This is a genomic window from Pelistega suis (assembly GCF_013133795.1).
GTDB lineage: Bacteria > Pseudomonadota > Gammaproteobacteria > Burkholderiales > Burkholderiaceae_B > Taylorella > Taylorella suis.
In genome coordinates this window covers 200,505-217,634 of sequence record NZ_JABGBN010000001.1, presented here as the reverse complement: position 1 = coordinate 217,634, position 17,130 = coordinate 200,505, and the positions used below count along the sequence as shown (strand labels likewise).

16 protein-coding genes are annotated in these 17,130 nt (G+C 42.1%); 7 read left to right on the top strand and 9 right to left on the bottom strand.

Features of this window, described 5'->3' with window-relative positions:
* Position 1 precedes the first annotated feature (1 nt).
* From trpD to HKX39_RS01070, 4 genes are all read left to right on the top strand, one after another.
* Complete coding sequence (trpD, locus tag HKX39_RS01085; RefSeq protein ID WP_171679465.1) at positions 2-1,033, top strand: anthranilate phosphoribosyltransferase; 1,032 nt, start codon at positions 2-4, stop codon at positions 1,031-1,033.
* Complete coding sequence (trpC, locus tag HKX39_RS01080; RefSeq protein ID WP_171679464.1) at positions 1,033-1,821, top strand: indole-3-glycerol phosphate synthase TrpC; 789 nt, start codon at positions 1,033-1,035, stop codon at positions 1,819-1,821. The genes trpD and trpC overlap by 1 nt, the downstream gene beginning before the upstream one ends.
* A gap of 415 nt (positions 1,822-2,236) precedes the next feature.
* Positions 2,237-2,674, top strand: a complete 438-nt coding sequence (locus HKX39_RS01075; protein ID WP_171679463.1) for an HIT family protein — start codon at positions 2,237-2,239, stop codon at positions 2,672-2,674.
* Between the two features lie 169 nt (positions 2,675-2,843).
* Positions 2,844-4,619 carry a DEAD/DEAH box helicase gene (locus HKX39_RS01070; protein ID WP_171679462.1) on the top strand — a complete coding sequence of 592 codons (1,776 nt, stop codon included), beginning with the start codon at positions 2,844-2,846 and terminating at the stop codon, positions 4,617-4,619.
* A gap of 123 nt (positions 4,620-4,742) precedes the next feature.
* Here the strand turns inward: HKX39_RS01070 and HKX39_RS01065 are convergent, their stop codons facing one another.
* Positions 4,743-5,963: an MFS transporter gene (locus HKX39_RS01065; RefSeq protein ID WP_281356434.1), complete on the bottom strand. Its 1,221-nt coding sequence runs from the start codon at positions 5,961-5,963 to the stop codon at positions 4,743-4,745.
* A 91-nt stretch (positions 5,964-6,054) separates the two neighbouring features.
* Here HKX39_RS01065 and HKX39_RS01060 point away from each other — a divergent pair, with 91 nt between their 5' ends.
* Positions 6,055-7,206, top strand: coding sequence for a class I SAM-dependent methyltransferase (locus tag HKX39_RS01060; RefSeq protein WP_171679460.1), 1,152 nt, complete (start codon positions 6,055-6,057; stop codon positions 7,204-7,206).
* Positions 7,207-7,251: 45 nt separating this feature from the next.
* On the opposite strand, the gene HKX39_RS01055 is transcribed toward HKX39_RS01060, so the two are convergent.
* Both HKX39_RS01055 and HKX39_RS01050 read right to left on the bottom strand, forming a co-directional pair.
* On the bottom strand, positions 7,252-8,394 hold the full coding sequence (locus HKX39_RS01055; RefSeq protein ID WP_343043403.1) for a tRNA nucleotidyltransferase/poly(A) polymerase-related protein: 1,143 nt from the start codon (positions 8,392-8,394) through the stop codon (positions 7,252-7,254).
* The gene (locus HKX39_RS01050; RefSeq protein WP_171679459.1) at positions 8,388-10,412 is read right to left on the bottom strand and encodes a lytic transglycosylase domain-containing protein; all 2,025 of its coding nucleotides are present in this window, start codon (positions 10,410-10,412) and stop codon (positions 8,388-8,390) included. The genes HKX39_RS01055 and HKX39_RS01050 overlap by 7 nt, the downstream gene beginning before the upstream one ends.
* Before the next feature lie 33 nt (positions 10,413-10,445).
* Between HKX39_RS01050 and HKX39_RS01045 the strand changes: the two genes are divergently transcribed.
* Together HKX39_RS01045 and HKX39_RS01040 are read left to right on the top strand one after the other, a co-directional pair.
* A complete protein-coding gene (locus HKX39_RS01045; RefSeq protein ID WP_171679458.1) occupies positions 10,446-11,042 on the top strand; it encodes a 5-formyltetrahydrofolate cyclo-ligase in 597 nt (198 codons plus the stop codon).
* Between the two features lie 41 nt (positions 11,043-11,083).
* Entirely contained in the window at positions 11,084-12,112 is a 1,029-nt protein-coding gene (locus HKX39_RS01040) for a glycosyltransferase family 4 protein (RefSeq protein WP_216605008.1), read from the top strand.
* Here the strand turns inward: HKX39_RS01040 and panC are convergent.
* From panC to HKX39_RS01010, 6 genes are all read right to left on the bottom strand, one after another.
* Positions 12,109-12,951, bottom strand: coding sequence for a pantoate--beta-alanine ligase (panC, locus tag HKX39_RS01035; RefSeq protein WP_171679457.1), 843 nt, complete (start codon positions 12,949-12,951; stop codon positions 12,109-12,111). The genes HKX39_RS01040 and panC overlap by 4 nt on opposite strands.
* Before the next feature lie 9 nt (positions 12,952-12,960).
* Positions 12,961-13,833 (bottom strand): segregation and condensation protein A, encoded by an 873-nt coding sequence (locus HKX39_RS01030; protein WP_171679456.1) that lies wholly within the window; start codon positions 13,831-13,833, stop codon positions 12,961-12,963.
* A 6-nt stretch (positions 13,834-13,839) separates the two neighbouring features.
* Positions 13,840-14,031, bottom strand: coding sequence for a DUF3460 family protein (locus HKX39_RS01025; protein WP_171679455.1), 192 nt, complete (start codon positions 14,029-14,031; stop codon positions 13,840-13,842).
* Positions 14,032-14,106: 75 nt separating this feature from the next.
* Entirely contained in the window at positions 14,107-14,844 is a 738-nt protein-coding gene (locus HKX39_RS01020) for an amino acid ABC transporter ATP-binding protein (RefSeq protein WP_281356360.1), read from the bottom strand.
* Positions 14,845-14,852: 8 nt separating this feature from the next.
* On the bottom strand, positions 14,853-15,935 hold the full coding sequence (locus tag HKX39_RS01015; RefSeq protein ID WP_171679454.1) for an amino acid ABC transporter permease: 1,083 nt from the start codon (positions 15,933-15,935) through the stop codon (positions 14,853-14,855).
* Complete coding sequence (locus HKX39_RS01010; RefSeq protein WP_171679453.1) at positions 15,936-17,099, bottom strand: amino acid ABC transporter permease; 1,164 nt, start codon at positions 17,097-17,099, stop codon at positions 15,936-15,938. It lies immediately after the preceding gene.
* Positions 17,100-17,130 lie beyond the last annotated feature (31 nt).

The window sequence follows — 17,130 nt, the reverse complement described above, 5'->3', positions numbered from 1 at the left end:
TATGACAATTTCCTATCAAGAAGCACTTACCCGTTGTATTGAACACCGAGAAATCTTTCATGAAGAAATGCTAGAGCTTATGCGTTCTCTTATGCGTGGAGAGATGCCCGAACCCGTTGCTGCAGCCCTATTAATGGGTCTTCGAGTAAAAAAAGAAACCGTTGGCGAAATCACGGCGGCCGCAACAGTCATGCGTGAATTTGCAACACCAGTCCCTATTGATAATGCAGATGATGCCCTTGATATGTGTGGTACTGGTGGTGACGGCAGCCATACCTTTAATATCTCAACAGCCTCTATGTTTATTGCCGCTGCTGCCGGCGTACCTATCGCTAAACACGGGAATCGTAGCGCCTCTTCATCCTCAGGAAGTGCTGATGTATTAGAAGCACTAGGTGCCAATATTGACATTAAAGACCCTTTACAAGTCAAAGAATGTTTAGAGGCGACAAATATTGGTTTTATGTTTGCACCCTATCATCATAGCAGCATGAAAAATATTGCTCCTATACGTAAACTGTTAGGCGTCCGTACGATGTTCAATATTCTTGGCCCTCTCACGAATCCTGCAGGTGCAAGAAATCAGCTAATGGGGGTATTTCACCCTGATTTAGTAGGCATTCAAGTACGTGTACTAAAACAACTCGGCGCTCGTCACGTCATTATTATGCATGGAATGGATGGCTTAGATGAAGCATCCCTTGGTGCTAAAACACGTATCGGTGAGCTTAAAGACGGCTTGATTCGTGAGTATGATATCCATCCAGAAGACTTTGGTTTATCCATGTACTCCACCAAAAATATGCGTGTTAAAGATAGTTTAGAATCTCGTGATATTATTCGCGGGGTCCTAAACAATAACCCTGGCCCTTGCCGTGACATCGTTATGTTAAATGCTGGCTTAGCCATTTATGCAGGCAATAAAGCCGATAGCATTGAACATGGCATTAAACAAGCAGATGAGCTTATCAGCAATGGCGCTGCATTAGCTAAATTACACCAATTCTGTGAATATACAAGGAAGTTTCAATAATGTCAGATATTCTGGAAAAAATTCTTGCTGTTAAGCGTGAAGAGATTACTGTCCTCAAAAAGCTTCGTAGCGAAAGCGATTTACTTGCAGAGGCAAATGCACGTAAAGATGTTCGTGCATTTGCTAACGCTTTACGTGAACGCATTAATGCCAAAAAAAATGCGGTGATTGCTGAAGTCAAAAAAGCCTCTCCCTCAAAAGGCATCATCCGCGAAAACTTTAATCCAGCAGAAATTGCGACTAGCTATGCAGCTCATGGTGCTACTTGCTTATCCGTCCTGACAGATAAGCAATTTTTCCAAGGCTCTCCAGACTATCTACGCCAAGCACGCGCAGCATGCTCTCTCCCCGTGTTACGCAAAGACTTTATGATTGATCCGTATCAAGTCATTAATGCACGTGCCATGGGAGCCGATTGTATTTTACTTATCGTTTCAGCCCTATCTGATGCTCAATTAAAAGAGCTAGAAGAGGCAAGTTTTAGCTTAGGAATGGATGTGCTCATTGAAGTGCATGACCGTACCGAATTAGAGCGTGCTTTAAATTTAAAGAGTCCGCTCATTGGCATTAACAATCGTAATCTACGTACCTTTGAAGTGGATCTTAAAAACACGATTGAGCTCATTAATGACATTCCTGATGACCGTATGCTTATCACAGAAAGTGGCATTCATACACGTGATGATGTGGTTCGTATGAATGAGCATAATGTCTACGGATTCTTAGTAGGTGAAGCGTTTATACGCGAGGATAACCCCGGCGAGGCATTAGAGAGGTTGTTTGCGTAATTGCTAATCTCATCTAATCAACAGTTTAAATGCCTCACTACAGGTGATTTACGCTTGCTCCAGAAAGGTGTTATTTACTGCCATCCGTCCTCACTACAGAACTTGTGTATTCGCTCGAACAAGGAAAGTGCTACGCTACGCTCGCCGTTTCCAAACTCGCTCGGTACATCAAGTTCTCTCCATGAGGACGGCATTCACCCGCACTATCACCCAAGCTAACCTGCCGGAGAGGTTTTTGATCACAAAGCGAGTTAGGCGAACGAAGTGAGGCTCTGTTCGAGCGACTGACAAAAACCTGTAGGTAGGTTGGCGTTACACAGTAGTGCTAGGGGGGGGTGATTAGCGACTGCGCGGAACGTGCTGCGAACCATAGCAATCGATAGCATCAACCCACTAACAACAAGGACCCACAACAATGAGCAATTGCATCCTTTGCCAAGAAATTGGTGGCACATTAATCTACCAAAACGACTTTATCCGCGTCATTAATGCAAATGAGCCCCATTACCCTGCTTTTACTCGCGTGATATTACAAAAACACGTTGCCGAAATGACCGACCTCACCACTGAAGAGCGTCATCGTCTCATGGAATACGTCTACCTTGTCGAAAAAGTCCAACGCGAATGCTTATCACCCGACAAGATTAATCTTGCACAATTCGGCACCATGGTGCCTCATATTCATTGGCATATTATTCCTCGTTTTAAATGGGATTTACATTATCCCTCATCCTTCTGGAGTTCACCCACTCATGACCCTCAAGAAAATAGTTACAAAGAACAAATAGCCTTGCAGAACAACCTTCTCAGCACATATCACCAAGCACTCAAAAACGCATTGGAAACACTTTAATACAACATAAATTATTGATTTTTCTATATTTTTGTTTACCTTACGATAAATTTCAGGTATGCTTGTCATCTTTTACATGATTTCATCGCTCCTACCTTCTTGGCCTTACCTCTATCGGTAATTGGTTGTTCTGGTCGGCACGATGTACCGACAATAGGAACAATTAGCCATGTCATTTGACAATCTGGGCTTAGCCCCCGTTTTGCTTAACGCGATTAAAAAAGCTGGTTTTACAAACCCAACAAAAGTACAAGAACAAGCCATTCCTATGGCATTAGAAGGTCACGACCTCATCGTCACCGCACAAACAGGGAGTGGTAAAACAGCGGCATTTATGCTGCCTGCTTTACAAAAAATGGCCACACAAGCCGTACCAAGCAAAGAGAAAAATCCAAGTGTACAAATGCTTGTATTGACACCAACACGAGAACTCGCCCTACAAGTCGCGGAAGCCGCTAAGGTCTATAGTGCAGGTATGAAAGACTTGCGTATCGCAACAGTCGTCGGTGGTATGCCCTATGGTGCACAGATTAAAGCACTATCTCGCCGTGTAGATATTCTTGTTGCGACACCGGGTCGCCTAATCGATCACTTACAAGCTAAGCGCGTTAACTTATCTAAAATCCATAGTCTTGTCTTAGATGAAGCCGATCGTATGTTGGATATGGGCTTTATTGATGATATCGAAAGCATTGTGGCTCAAACACCCAAAAGCCGTCAAACATTAATGTTCTCTGCGACTTTTGAAGGTAGCGTTGCTCGTCTAGCGGAAGAAATGCTAGATGAACCACAACGCATTATGATTGCTGATCAAAAGAATAAGCATGACAACATCAAACAATGCTTACTCTATGCAGATGACCATGGACATAAGTTCCGTTTATTAGATTACTTATTACGTGACTCAAGCCTAGAACAAGCGATTGTCTTTACAGCAACAAAACGCGGTGCCGATGATTTGGCCGAGCGTCTTGAAGACGACGGCTTTGCAGCAGCGGCTTTACATGGTGATATGAATCAACGCCAACGTACACGTACATTAAACTTCCTCCAAAAAGGTCGTATCCAAGTCTTAGTGGCGACTGATGTTGCTGCACGCGGTATTGATGTACAAGGCATTACTCACTCTATCAATTATGATTTACCTATGCAACCTGAAGACTATGTTCACCGTATCGGTCGTACAGGTCGTGCAGGTCGTAATGGTCTAGCTTTTACACTCGCAACACATAGTGAACGTTTTAAGGTACGTCGTATCGAACAATTTATCGGTCAAACGATTGAAACGGATGTTATTCCAGGTCTAGAACCAACTCCAAAACCGGTAAAAACCAAAGATAGCAAAGGTCGTGGTAAATCTGCTGGCGGTGGTCGTGATCGTAAATCATCTCGAGAAAAAGACCATGCGCGTAGTGGCTTTGCTCGTCGTAAAGGTGGCGATGTTGAATTTTTCGACCGTAGTGATGATCGTGAATTTACACGTGAACGTGAGACTGCTCGCGGTGAGCGTGATTTTGACCGCCCTTCTAGAGAGGAACGTCGCGGTAGCCGTGATGACCGCAATCCATTCGGTGAAAAACCACGTAAGGCTCGCAAAGAAGATCGTCCAGCCAGTCGTTTAGACTTTGTGGATACACTAGAGGGTGATTTTGAGGTTCTCAGTGCTCGTGAAGCGAAAAGTATTAAAAAACGCCTAGGGAAAGATGAGCAACCTAAGTTCGCTGATTTTGAGCGTGGTGCACGTAGTGCAAAACCAAAATACAATCGTGAAGAAAAAGCACCTCGTAAAACAGCCACTAAACCAGAAGGTCGTAGCAAAAAATTCGCTCAAGATGAACGCCCTGCTCGCTCTCGTAGCAGCGAACGCTCACGCAGTAGTGAGCGCTCTGCAAAACCTGCTGCCCGCAGTACAAAGCGTAAATCAGTAACTCGTCAATGGGCTTAATAAGAAACTATTAAGCCATCAACTTGGAATAAACCTCTCTATTATTCCAAGTTAATGTGTTTTCTTGGAATAAGCTCTTCTGTTAATCCGACTACTTAGATTAATTCAAACAATTATTCCAAGTTAATGCGTTTTCTTGGAATAAGCTTGTGATAATTTCGGCTCTTTCATATGCCATGCCCCAGGGACAAGCAGTACAGCCAAAGCACTTATAAGTGTCATGACACCACAAAAGATTAATATCACATCCTGTCCGAATTGAGCAATAAAATAAGGCAGCACGGCTAGTGACAGAGGACTAATGCCATAAGACACTAAAAAATCTAAAGAGGATACCCTACCCATCTTATCTTTGGGAATTTCTCTTTGCATCGCGGTGAACCAAGGAATATTAAATATTTCAATACCCACGCCACCCGCAAAATAAGCCATATAAATTATCCACTCATTTCCTGTTATTAACGCTAAAGGAACAAAACCATATATACCCAAAGCAATAAATGCAGTCGCTCCATAAGCCTTAGGATTATATTTACTCAGAAGAAGAGATCCTAATAAAGCACCAAAGGAATACGCACCTAATGCCCAACCGATTATTCTTTCATCCGCCAATTCTTCTTTGCTAATGACAGGCAGTAAAATTTGTTGAACAGCAAAACCTAATGACAACCAAATAGCCAATGCCCCCAATCCCGCCATTAGCCACCGATGTCGTAATGCCTCATCGAAGCCTTCCTTATAATGTTGAAAAACTGAAAGTTTTGATATAGGTTTTATCTCCTTTGTGTCTAGAGTTTCCACAAATAAAATAGACAAAACAGACAATACCCACAGAAAAACAATAATAAGTAATGTATTCAAACCACCTAAATGCAAAAATGATACGGTTACTATTAAAGGAGCAACAGTTAACGACACCCGCATACTCAGCGTATTCACAGCATTTGCCGCTAAACGATCATCTTCACTCACCATATCGACCATCATGGCTTGATAAGCTACGCGAAAAATACCTTCTCCTATTCCCAATACCAGAATAGTCAGATATAGCACTAAAAATAATTGTTGATAAATACAAAACGTCAAGATTGCCGTCGCCAACAATCGAATAAGTGTTGAGCCCAATAATACCTTTTTGTGAACAAACCTATCGGAAACAAAACCAGAGGTGACAGCTCCCACAATAAATCCGAAAGTTCTTGCGGCTAATGCCACACCTAACACATTAAGTGCTTCATAAAGGTCCAAAATCACTAACGTCATTAATGTAGGTAAAGCAGCTGCAGCAATAGAGGCTACTGTATAGCTCAACCATAGCCTAAAAAAAGGCTTATTCCTCCACATAACCCTCATGCCTATCTCCTATTATTTTCCTTTATCTTTCTTCAGGATATTATAATAACCCTTCTTGATTTCCAATTTTAGGACAACCACTATGTCGCTCCCTACGCCTAGCTATGCAGCACTTGAGCATAGCCAACAATTTTTATCACACATCAAAGAGAAATGGGCACCAAAGCAATGTATATCTTTTGAAGAGTGGATGAGAGAAGCGCTATACAATCCGTATTGGGGGTATTACACAGGTGGTCTTACTAAGCTCAGCGGCGATAATGAAACAACCGTTCTTCAAGGTGACTTCACCACCGCACCTGAGTTAAGTCCTTGGTATGGGCGCACATTGGCGATACAAGTAGAACAAGTCCTGACCGCCGCTGAGAGTTCGCATATTCTTGAATTCGGTGCAGGTAGTGGCAAACTCGCCCGTGCTATCCTAGAGCAATTAGCCGACCCTACTATTCACTATTTTATTCTAGAGCTCTCAGCCGACCTTAGACAACGCCAACAAGAAACTCTCAAGGACTTCCTCTCTCAAATTACTTGGCTAGATAGCTTACCTACTGACTTTACAGGCTGTATTCTCGCCAATGAAGTATTGGACGCCATGCCTGTTAAGCTCATTCAATGGAACCAAGCGCAAGAATTGGAAGAGGTGTTTGTATCATGGCAAAGTGATGAGCTTACCTATCAAGCCAAACCTGCCTCACCCGCACTTCTCGACCTTGCACAATCACGCTTACCTGCTTACCCCGGGTATCGTACAGAAATCAATTTACAAGCAGAAAGTTGGGTTCGTGAGATGGGCAACTACCTACGTAAAGGTGGCGTCATTCTTATTGATTATGGCTTCCCTCGTAACGAGTATTATCACCCTCAACGCCACCAAGGCACGCTCATGTGTCACTTACAACACCATGCGCATAGTGACCCTTTACGCTATCTTGGTTTACAAGATATTACCGCTCATGTCGATTTTACGGCGATAGCAGATGCGGCTATTGGTGGCAATTTAGAAGTATTAGGCTTTACCAGTCAAGCTCGTTTTCTCATGAATTGCGGCATTTTATCTCTGCTCAATCAACTCGACCCAAATGATGTCAAAGACTACGCTCGTCAAATAGGTCCCGTCCAAAAACTCCTCTCTGAAGCCGAAATGGGGGAGTTATTTAAAGTAATGCTATTAGGAAAAAATCTGGATATTGACCCGATTGGCTTTATCAGTGGCGATAGACGACACACCCTATAATGTGTCATCCAATCCTTCTCCTGTCTTAAATAACGAGAAAACTACTTATATCGCTAATAATGCTTGCACTCTAGCAGCTTTGACTTTTTGCTTAATCAAAGCCACATCGCCTTCACATTGTTGAGCAATCTCGCCCACCGGTACAGCTTTAATAGTGCTGATGATATGTTGCCAGTCCAAAGCTGGCTGGCTGTCGCGAATAAGCATCGTCAATGCTATTAAGTCCAATAATCGTTCTGGCTTACGAATACCATCCATGCGCTCTACAAACTCCACGATATTGACTGCACTTGTTTCTGTTAGTGCCTCCATACTTGGCATAGAAAGCGCATCCAAACCAGCAACGACTTCAGGCAAGTAGTTAGCATAATCGGTTTGTTCTCTAGCAACACGCAATTGTTGAGAAAGTTTTTCTATATCCGGTGTACCTAGACTTAATAAAGCGTACCGTTGCGATAAATTTAATCCTGCCGTCGCCGTGTTATCTAATAAGCGCGCTTTTGACGGAGTCCATGATAACAAAGGCATAATTCGTTTTAACGCCCCAATCTCATGGAGAAAATCAAAACAACGACTTGGGGAATCTGCCATCAAGGCACGAGAAATTTCCTTCCAAATGCGCTCTGGCACTAAAGCGTCTACTTCATTATTAGCCACCATCTGCTGACACAAGACGATTGTTTCTGGTGCAACCTTAAAGTCACTAAAACGGCTTAAAAAACGCCCTAAGCGCAAAACTCTAACAGGGTCTTCAATAAAGGCATCCCCGACATGTCGAAAAAGTTTTAATCTTAAATCTTCGTAACCATGATAGGGGTCGTGCAAGCTACCTTGACTATCCGTTGCCATCGCATTAACCGTAAAGTCTCGACGCTGTAAATCCTCCGTTAACGTCACCTCTTTACCGGTATAAAAAGTAAAACCTTGATAGCCTCTGCCAGACTTTCTCTCTGTGCGTGCAAGCGCATATTCTTGCTTAGTGACTGGGTGTAAAAAGACAGGGAAATCCCCTCCTACTGGCGTAAATCCTCTCGCCAACATTTCCTCTGGGGATGCTCCAACAACCACCCAGTCTTTATCACCCTCTGCTCTCTGTAATAAAGTATCACGGACAGCACCGCCAACACAAAAAACATGTAGACCCTGGATAAACTTATCTTCTGTAAAAGCTAATTGAGGAATTACCACGGACTTACCATTCCTAAACGTTGTTTAAGTGATTTTACTTTGCCATGATTAAACATCGCATCGTACCAAATCGCATTAGACAATACGTGTTTGACATAAAGACGTGTTTCTGTAAACGGAATGGTTTCCGCAAAAATTGCACCTTCTACAGGTTGCGCAAAGGTCTGACGCCAACGTTTAGGACGATTAGGACCTGCATTATAGCCCGCAGTCGCCAATACCTCATTACCACCTAAATCATCCAAGGTCATCCGTAAATAGTTGGTTCCTAACACAGTATTCATTTCGAACTCATTAACTCGGCTAGGAGAAAAATCACTCATTCCTATTTTGCTCGCCACCAATCTTGCCGTGCCCGGCATCACTTGCATTAAACCAGAAGCCCCCACGCTCGAACGCGCCACAGGAACAAAGCGTGACTCTTGACGAATTAAGCCATAGACCCAAGACGGTTCAATGCCCACACTACGTGCTTGCTGACCAACACGTCCTTCAAATGGGGCGATATAACGTTGTTTAAAATTGACTTGGTGTTTAGTTAGCATAGAGGTGTTAATCACGCGATCATAAAGCTGCGCTTCTTTTGCCCACTCTGCTGCAGCCATTAAATCACGATCATTTAAGCCAGCAATCGCATAACCCCATTCAGCTACACCCTCTGCTCGCCAGCCCAAGTTAAATAAGGCAATTGCTCGCTGAAGGCCTGTATTTTGTTTGATATGTGCAAGTTCTTTCGCTGTTACTGGTGCCGCTTGAGCTGGAAGAACAATTTTGCCATTTAACTCTTCTTGCGCTAATTGACCGTAAAAGTCATACTGCTTATTCAATAATGAAAATAAAGCTTTGGCTTGCTCTGCCTTTCCTTGTGCTTTTAATGCACGCCCTTTCCAATACAGCCATGCAGTTTCTTCTTGCTGTTCTGGCGACATAAAATTAATCGTTTGCTCAACACGTTTCCAGTCTACTTTATCTTGACGTAAAGCCGCACGTACTCGCCATGCGGCATTATAATCACTCAAGCGTAAATCCTTAGTAGCTCGATACCAATCATCCGCACGATTTTCTTGATTCAATACGGCGATTAAAGCAAATTGTGAATAGACCCATTGTAAATCCGTCGCTGATAAAAGCTCTGCCCCGCGACTTTGCAATACCCCAATACCCATATCACGATCTTGACGAGCCAAACGACTAAAGGCTAACGCCCTGAGCTCTTCCTGTGTACGATTAATCGCTCTCCCAGACTGTGTTGCCAACCACTGACTCGGATTATTCATCAGTGCATTAAATTGTGTCATGGCATCGCCTGTAAACATCATCGCTGCATAACGACGTGCCATGGTTTTATCATCATACTCGACCGCATCACGCAATAAAGTCTGCAATTGAACATCACTCAGCTGTCTGCTAGCTTTTAGAACAGATAGCATAGACCAACAACGATCATTATTCTTCATCGATGCGACAAGCTTTTTCACATCTACTTTTTGACCCGCTTGGATCTGTGCTTGTGCATAAGCACATTGCGCACCTACATTATTAATACCAACAGGACCTAATTTCAGTACTGTCGCATAATCTCCTTGTGCCGCTGCCGCAATCATCCACTCAGCTTTAAGTCGCTCGGCAACATAAGTTTTAGGATTTGCTTGGATAAACTGCTGTACTTGCGCTGTCGGAATTGGCATAGTCACTTGACTTAATTGATTGCGTAGGTACCAATACATGGGATAACTACCCAACTCGTGATCTGCCTGAGCCGCTTGTGCTAAGGCAGGCAAGCTTTCCCAACGGCGGGTTCGCATTGCCTCATACGCTTGTACCACACTACTTCTTGCCGCAGAATCCGCTATACGAATTGGTTTATAATCAACTCTAGGCTTGGAGTAACTTGCCACCATTTGTTCTGTATCACTTTCTTCTGCGCTGGCATGCACACCTGTCGAATCTGATGAACATGCCGCCATAGAAATAGTAAACAACGGTAAAAACAAGTACTTTTTAGCAATTTTTTTCATTAAATATCAATCCCTTAATGCGGTAGCGCCCATATGAGCAATCATCATTGCGTCGATTATAACGTGTTACGTCAACAGCTTTTGGCAAAACGAAAAATGATTCCCGTTTCAAAACGTGACATGGATAGCCAACGCCTCTGCTCACTCTTATGGGACTATTGCGAACAACACTTTAAGCCTCAACTTTTGATTGCGGCTTTTTGGCCTATTGGACATGAAATTGATATTAAACCCTTGCTCTTCAAGCTCGATCAAGCAGGATTCCATATCATCTTACCTAAAGTCCTTGAAAAAGATGCTCCATTACATTTTTTCCGGTGGACTAGCCAATCGCCTATGACAGTGGGACATTTTAATATTCCTGAACCACTAACCTCAGAAGAAATTCATCTCACCCCTGACATTGTGTTTACCCCCTTAGTGGGTTTTACTCGCCAAGGAGATCGGCTAGGTTATGGTAAGGGCTATTACGATAGAACATTAGCAAAGTGGATAGCACGAGGACAAGATCCTTTGACAATTGGCTTAAGCTGGGACGAAGGTCTCATAGAAGATAGCCACTATCAAGCTGCTGAGCATGATATTCCCCTCAAAAGAATACTGACTCCTTCTGGCTGGGTGCTATACTAATCAATTCAATGCCCAAAATATCAATGAGAGGCTCTTTCTTTATGGCAGAACGTCAAGCAGCAATTTTATTTATTAATATGGCAAAAGGCTTTGGTGGAGGAGAATACCAGAGTGAGCAATTAATGAAACATGTCTCTGGTTATGAGGTATTTTTTCTGGGTAAAAAATCGGGGAAATTTATTCCTCATCTCAAACAAGCCAACTATCCCATTAAAATTATCACTTTATGGCAAGCAATTAAACTTGTTCTCACTCGCCGTCCTGTCATCATTCATGCTCTTGATGGTCGCGGAGCTCATTTTGCAGCGTTGCTCAAAAAAATATCTGGTCAAACCGCTCTCATTACACGTCGTGTTAGCATCCCATTTCGTCACAAATCGTCCTTCCGGTCTTATCAATCTGTCGATAAACTGATTGGAATCAGCCATCAAGTTTCGGAAGAAATGCGTGCTATTCACCCCGATGTTCGTACGATTTATGGTTGTATCAAACCCTTAAAGGAAAATACAGAGTTCGAAGAGCAATACTTCTCTACTAACTCCTATCGTCTATCTGTTGCACATATTGGTAATTTATTAAAGGTAAAGAACTTTCCTATGACTATAGAGTTAGCTCGACGGTTTCCATCAATACACTTCTTTATTGTGGGGTCTGGCGAACTAGAAACAGAGCTAAAAACCCAAGCCTCTGGAATCCCAAATATTACCTTTATTCCCTTTAATCCTTATATAGGATCTGTGCTAAAACATATGGATGTCCAGCTCCTCCCCTCATCTTCTGAAGGAATGGGATTTGTCATTTTGGAAGGATATTCTTATCAAGTACCAGTTATTGCTAATAAAGCTGGCGGTATACCAGAAATTGTACAACAAGGGGAAACAGGCTTTCTTATCGAAGACAATCGTTTAGAAGGCTATCAAGACACTTTGCAGTTCTTACTTGATAATCCCTCTAAACTGACTGAGATGAAAAGCAATATTCACGCTTATATGCAAAAAATGGATTTTACCGCTTCACGCATGACAAAAGAATATGAAGAGGTTTACCAAGAATTGCTTAACAAAGCTTAAATTTCTAAATTATCGATAAGGCGAGTATTACCTAATTTAGCCGCACCTAACACAACCAAGGGCTCTTTATTAAGAAGCTCGTCTGCGCTTGGTGCTAACAGATTACTTTGTTTACGTAGCGCAATATAGTCTACTTTCCAGCCACGATCGTTTAAGCGCTTAGTCGCCTCATACTCAAGCGCCTCTCGGTCTAAATTACCTGCTAGTAATTTATTTTTTACCTCATTTAATGTGGCATACAGCATAGGGGCTTCGGCATACTCGGTCGCACTTAGATAACGATTGCGAGACGATAGCGCAAGACCATTTGCCTCACGTACAGTCTCATGTGCATAAATCTGAACAGGCAATTGGAATTGACGACACATACTACGGACAATCATCAATTGTTGATAGTCTTTTTTACCAAAGACAGCCACTTTAGGCTGTACACAGGAGAAAAGTTTCAGCACGACAGTACTCACACCCTCAAAAAATCCAGGACGAAACTCACCTTCCAGAATATTACCCAATTCGCTAGGAGGCTGTACGCGATAGCTCTGTGGCTCAGGGTACATCTCTTTTTCTGTCGGTGCAAATAGCACATAAACATCTCGACGCTCTTCTAATTTGGCAATATCTTCTTGCAATGTACGAGGATACTTATCAAAGTCTTCATTAGGGCCAAATTGCAAGCGATTCACAAAAATACTGGCAACAACTGGATCACCTTGCTGACGAGCCAAACGCATTAATGATAAATGCCCCTCATGTAAATTACCCATCGTTGGGACAAAAGCCGTTCTTAATTGACCACGTAATTGGTCTCGTAACTCTTCAATAGTATGAACAATCTTCACAACAATCCTTTAAACAGTTGTATTTGATGTATAGGTTAAACGCACATAAATAGGTGCATAAGGCTCAGCTTGAGTAATTTCGACCAATAACTCACGGCTTAGTTCAAGCATTGCAATAAAATGTACCACAATAACCGCTGGAGGTGCACCCTCATTAATACGCTCCATAAAGAGTTCACTAAACTCCATAAAGCGCACATCGGCTAAACGTCGCAAGATATGACTCATATGATCCCGCACCGAGAGTTGTTCTCGAGAAATATGATGTCGTTGATTTAACTTGGCACGCTTAATAATATCTAGCCAAGCCTGACGTAAATCATCTGGATTGACCTCTGGTAGCATTCGCTCAACGCTAATATTGGCCTGTGCGTTAGCTCGCTCAAAATCTCTACCCAGCTGTGGCATTTCATCGAGTTTACGTGCAGCTAATTTCATCTGCTCATAAGCCAATAAACGACGGACTAATTCTGCACGAGGATCTTCTACTTCTTCTCCAGTATCGCTTTTCTTTACGGGCAATAGCATACGCGACTTGATTTCTATCAGCATCGCCGCCATTAACAAATACTCGCCTGCCAACTCAAGATTTTTAGCACGGATTTGCTCAACATAACTCATATATTGCATAGTGACTTCCGCCATCGGAATATCCAATACATTAAAGTTTTGTTTACGAATGAGATAGAGCAATAAATCAAGAGGTCCTTCAAATGCTTCTAGAAAAACCTCTAATGCATCAGGAGGAATATAAAGATCTTGGGGAATATCAAATAAAGGCTCTCCGTACAAACGAGCCAACGCCACCGAATCAATCACATCCGGTGTCGTATCATGATTTGGATCGACTAATGCGTCCAGCTCTGCCTGAATAGGCTTCATCAAAAATTAATGTGTTTGATAAACGTAAGGCTTTTGGTAAACGCGTGCTGCTTTATACTGCTCTTGCTGCTCTGTATCTACCTCTTTGTCCCAAAGACGTGCACGCCCTTCAAGCTGCTTTTGCATTGTCTCTGGATGGTCTTTTTTATATTGTTTTAAAAACAAAGTCGCTTCAGATTCGTAATTTTTCTTTGACATGATTAATACTCGACATCAAACTCATTGAATAAGTAAAAGCACATTATAGCCTAAGGCCTACCCACTATGCATAGGCTACAAGATCTGCGCAAGGAATTGTTGGCCGCGCTCGGTACGTGGTTTGGTAAAGAACTCCTCAGGAGGGGTTTGCTCCACAATCATACCTTGATCCATAAATACCACCGAATCCGCTACCTTTTGAGCGAATCCCATTTCATGGGTCACGCAAAGCATCGTAATGCGCTCTTTTTCAGCAAGTTCGACCATTACTTCTAGTACTTCCTTAACCATTTCTGGATCTAAAGCAGAAGTAGGCTCATCAAATAACATCACCTTAGGTGACATACAGAGAGAGCGGGCAATCGCCACTCGCTGCTGTTGTCCACCAGAAAGTTGTCCGGGAAACTTATGTGCTTGATCCGCAATTTGCACCCGTTCAAGATATTTCATCGCTATATCATGCGCATCTTTTTTGCTCTTTTTTAAGACCCATACAGGACCCAACATCAAATTCTCAAGAACACTCAAATGCGGAAATAGATTAAAGTGTTGAAACACCATGCCGACTTTTTGACGAATACTTTCAAGGTGTTTAACGTTATTATTCAATACGGTACCATCAACAATAATATCGCCAGTCTGATGGCTTTCTAATCCATTAATACAGCGAATCAATGTCGATTTCCCTGAGCCAGAAGGACCGGAAATGACTAATTTCTCCCCTTCTTTTACGCTCAGGTTGACATTTTTCAATACATGAAAATCACCGTACCATTTATTCACATCTTTTAGTTCAATCATTATTTTAGACATGAATACTCCTATCGTTGCGTACCTAGGTCTAATCGCTGCTCAATATAACGTGAGTACCTAGACATAGCATAACAAAATACAAAATAAATCGAACCAATAAAGACATACGTCTCTACACTAAAACCTTGCCAAATAGGATCAGCCAATGCCGCCTTAGCGGATAAGGTTAAATCATAAATACCAATAATCACGACAAGTGATGTATCTTTAAAAACAGAGATAAAAATACTTACCAACGGAGGAATGACCACTTTTAAGGCTTGCGGTAAAATCACCAACCTCATTGTTTGCCAGTAATTTAACCCTAGCGAAGCCGCTCCTTCAAACTGCCCTTTAGGAATAGATTGCAGACCACCTCGAACAACCTCCGCTATATAAGCCGAAACATAAATAATAACGGCCAGTTGTGCTCGCAGCAATTTATCCATTGACATCCCCTCAGGAAAAAACAAAGGAACCATAACGGAAGCCATAAATAACAAGCTAATAAAAGGAACGCCACGAATAATTTCAATATAGGCGATACACAACGTACGAATTAAAGGCATCTCTGAGCGACGACCCAATGCTAATAAAATACCTATTGGAGTAGCTATGACAATACCAAAAATAGACAAAATCAACGTCACTGGCAAGCCACCCCAACGTGAAGTTTCCACATAGCTTAGTGAGAACACGCCGCCCTGCATCAACACGCCACACAATATAATCACAATACCCCATACGGCAAGCAAGGATTTTTTCCAGAACTTAGGAATAGCACTATAAACGATTAGCGCAATTAATAATAATGTGACCAAAAAAGGACGCCATTGTTCATCAAAAGGATAAATACCAAATAAAATCATTCGATATTTATGTTGAATAAAAGACCAACAAGCGCCTGTTGATTGCTGACACTCTCGTCCGCTAGTCGCACTAAAGTTAGCCTGCAACCAAGCCCATTCAATAACCGCTGGAATAGAAAAAACTAAGAACCATAAGACTAAAATAGTCGCTAAGGTATGGGCTGGAGAGGCAAAAAGGTTATTTTTTAACCAAAACACTATCCCTTTATTGATGGGTGGCTTTTGAATATTTGCTGTCTGCATTTAACGCTCCACCAAGGCCATACGCTTGTTATACCACGCCATAAAAAGGGCAATCATCATACTTAACGTAAAATACGCCAACATAATAATCATCACTGCCTCAATAGCTTGCCCTGTCTGCGTGAGCATAGTATTTACAATAGACACGATATCAGGATAACCAATCGCCACGGCTAATGAACTATTTTTAGTAAAGTTCATAAAGGTATTACTCATCGCCGGAATCATCACTCTAATGGCTTGTGGCATCACAATCAATCTTAGGGTTTGAGTCTTTGATAAGCCCAATGACTCACCCGCTTCCCATTGCCCCTTAGAAACACTTTGAATACCTGAGCGTACAATTTCTGCAATAAAGCCTGCTGTATAAAGCACCAAGCCTAGTAATAAAGCGGCTAACTCTGGACTGAAACTCCAACCATTAACAAAGTTAAATCCTTTTAACTCTGGTTTAATCACCTCTACTTGCCCTCCCGATAATAAAAAGGCAAGTAATGGCATGACAAGGAACAAACCTAAACTCATAAAGAATACCGGTGTTGTTTGCCCGGTTTTATTCTGTTTGTTTTTGGCAAACTTAGCGAGGAAAAATGCGCAAAATACAGCAATCAGCAATGCCCATAACATCCATACCAAGGACGCCCCTTCAAAAGCAGGCACTTTGATTCCTCGATTAGAAAGAAATACACCGTCAATAGGACTTAAGGCTTGTCGCGGTCCCGGTAACATCTCGGTAAGCAAGGCATACCAAAAGAATAAATGAATTAATAGTGGGATATTACGCATGACCTCTACATAAATAGACGCCAATTTATTGACGAGCCAATTGGTCGATAAGCGCGCAACACCGATTATCATTCCTAATATAGTCGATAAAATAATCCCTATCACAGATACTAAGATAGTATTTAATAAACCCACCTTAATAGCCTGCCAATAAGTATCCGTCAATTTATATTCAATCAAGGTTTCGCCAATAGCAAAGCCAGCTTCTTTATTTAAAAAAGCAAACCCTGTCTGAATATTACGAGCAGCCAAATTCTGCATGGTGTTATTGATTAAATACCAACCACAATAAACCACTAATACCAAAACAATGGCCTGATAAATCCAAGATCTAAATCTTGTATCATGCCAAGAAAACTGCAGTTTCTCTTTCTTCATATCACTATATATTGCTAATCAGAAAAAACTA

What these genes read in the sequence shown, in the direction of transcription:
- trpD (WP_171679465.1), top strand. Translation starts at nt 2, where the DNA reads ATGACAATTTCCTATCAAGAAGCACTTACCCGTTGTATTGAACACCGA.
- trpC (WP_171679464.1), top strand. Translation starts at nt 1,033, where the DNA reads ATGTCAGATATTCTGGAAAAAATTCTTGCTGTTAAGCGTGAAGAGATT.
- HKX39_RS01075 (WP_171679463.1), top strand. Translation starts at nt 2,237, where the DNA reads ATGAGCAATTGCATCCTTTGCCAAGAAATTGGTGGCACATTAATCTAC.
- HKX39_RS01070 (WP_171679462.1), top strand. Translation starts at nt 2,844, where the DNA reads ATGTCATTTGACAATCTGGGCTTAGCCCCCGTTTTGCTTAACGCGATT.
- HKX39_RS01065 (WP_281356434.1), bottom strand. Translation starts at nt 5,963, where the DNA reads ATGTGGAGGAATAAGCCTTTTTTTAGGCTATGGTTGAGCTATACAGTA.
- HKX39_RS01060 (WP_171679460.1), top strand. Translation starts at nt 6,055, where the DNA reads ATGTCGCTCCCTACGCCTAGCTATGCAGCACTTGAGCATAGCCAACAA.
- HKX39_RS01050 (WP_171679459.1), bottom strand. Translation starts at nt 10,412, where the DNA reads ATGAAAAAAATTGCTAAAAAGTACTTGTTTTTACCGTTGTTTACTATT.
- HKX39_RS01045 (WP_171679458.1), top strand. Translation starts at nt 10,446, where the DNA reads ATGAGCAATCATCATTGCGTCGATTATAACGTGTTACGTCAACAGCTT.
- HKX39_RS01040 (WP_216605008.1), top strand. Translation starts at nt 11,084, where the DNA reads ATGGCAGAACGTCAAGCAGCAATTTTATTTATTAATATGGCAAAAGGC.
- HKX39_RS01030 (WP_171679456.1), bottom strand. Translation starts at nt 13,833, where the DNA reads ATGAAGCCTATTCAGGCAGAGCTGGACGCATTAGTCGATCCAAATCAT.
- HKX39_RS01025 (WP_171679455.1), bottom strand. Translation starts at nt 14,031, where the DNA reads ATGTCAAAGAAAAATTACGAATCTGAAGCGACTTTGTTTTTAAAACAA.
- HKX39_RS01020 (WP_281356360.1), bottom strand. Translation starts at nt 14,844, where the DNA reads ATGTCTAAAATAATGATTGAACTAAAAGATGTGAATAAATGGTACGGT.
- HKX39_RS01015 (WP_171679454.1), bottom strand. Translation starts at nt 15,935, where the DNA reads ATGCAGACAGCAAATATTCAAAAGCCACCCATCAATAAAGGGATAGTG.
- HKX39_RS01010 (WP_171679453.1), bottom strand. Translation starts at nt 17,099, where the DNA reads ATGAAGAAAGAGAAACTGCAGTTTTCTTGGCATGATACAAGATTTAGA.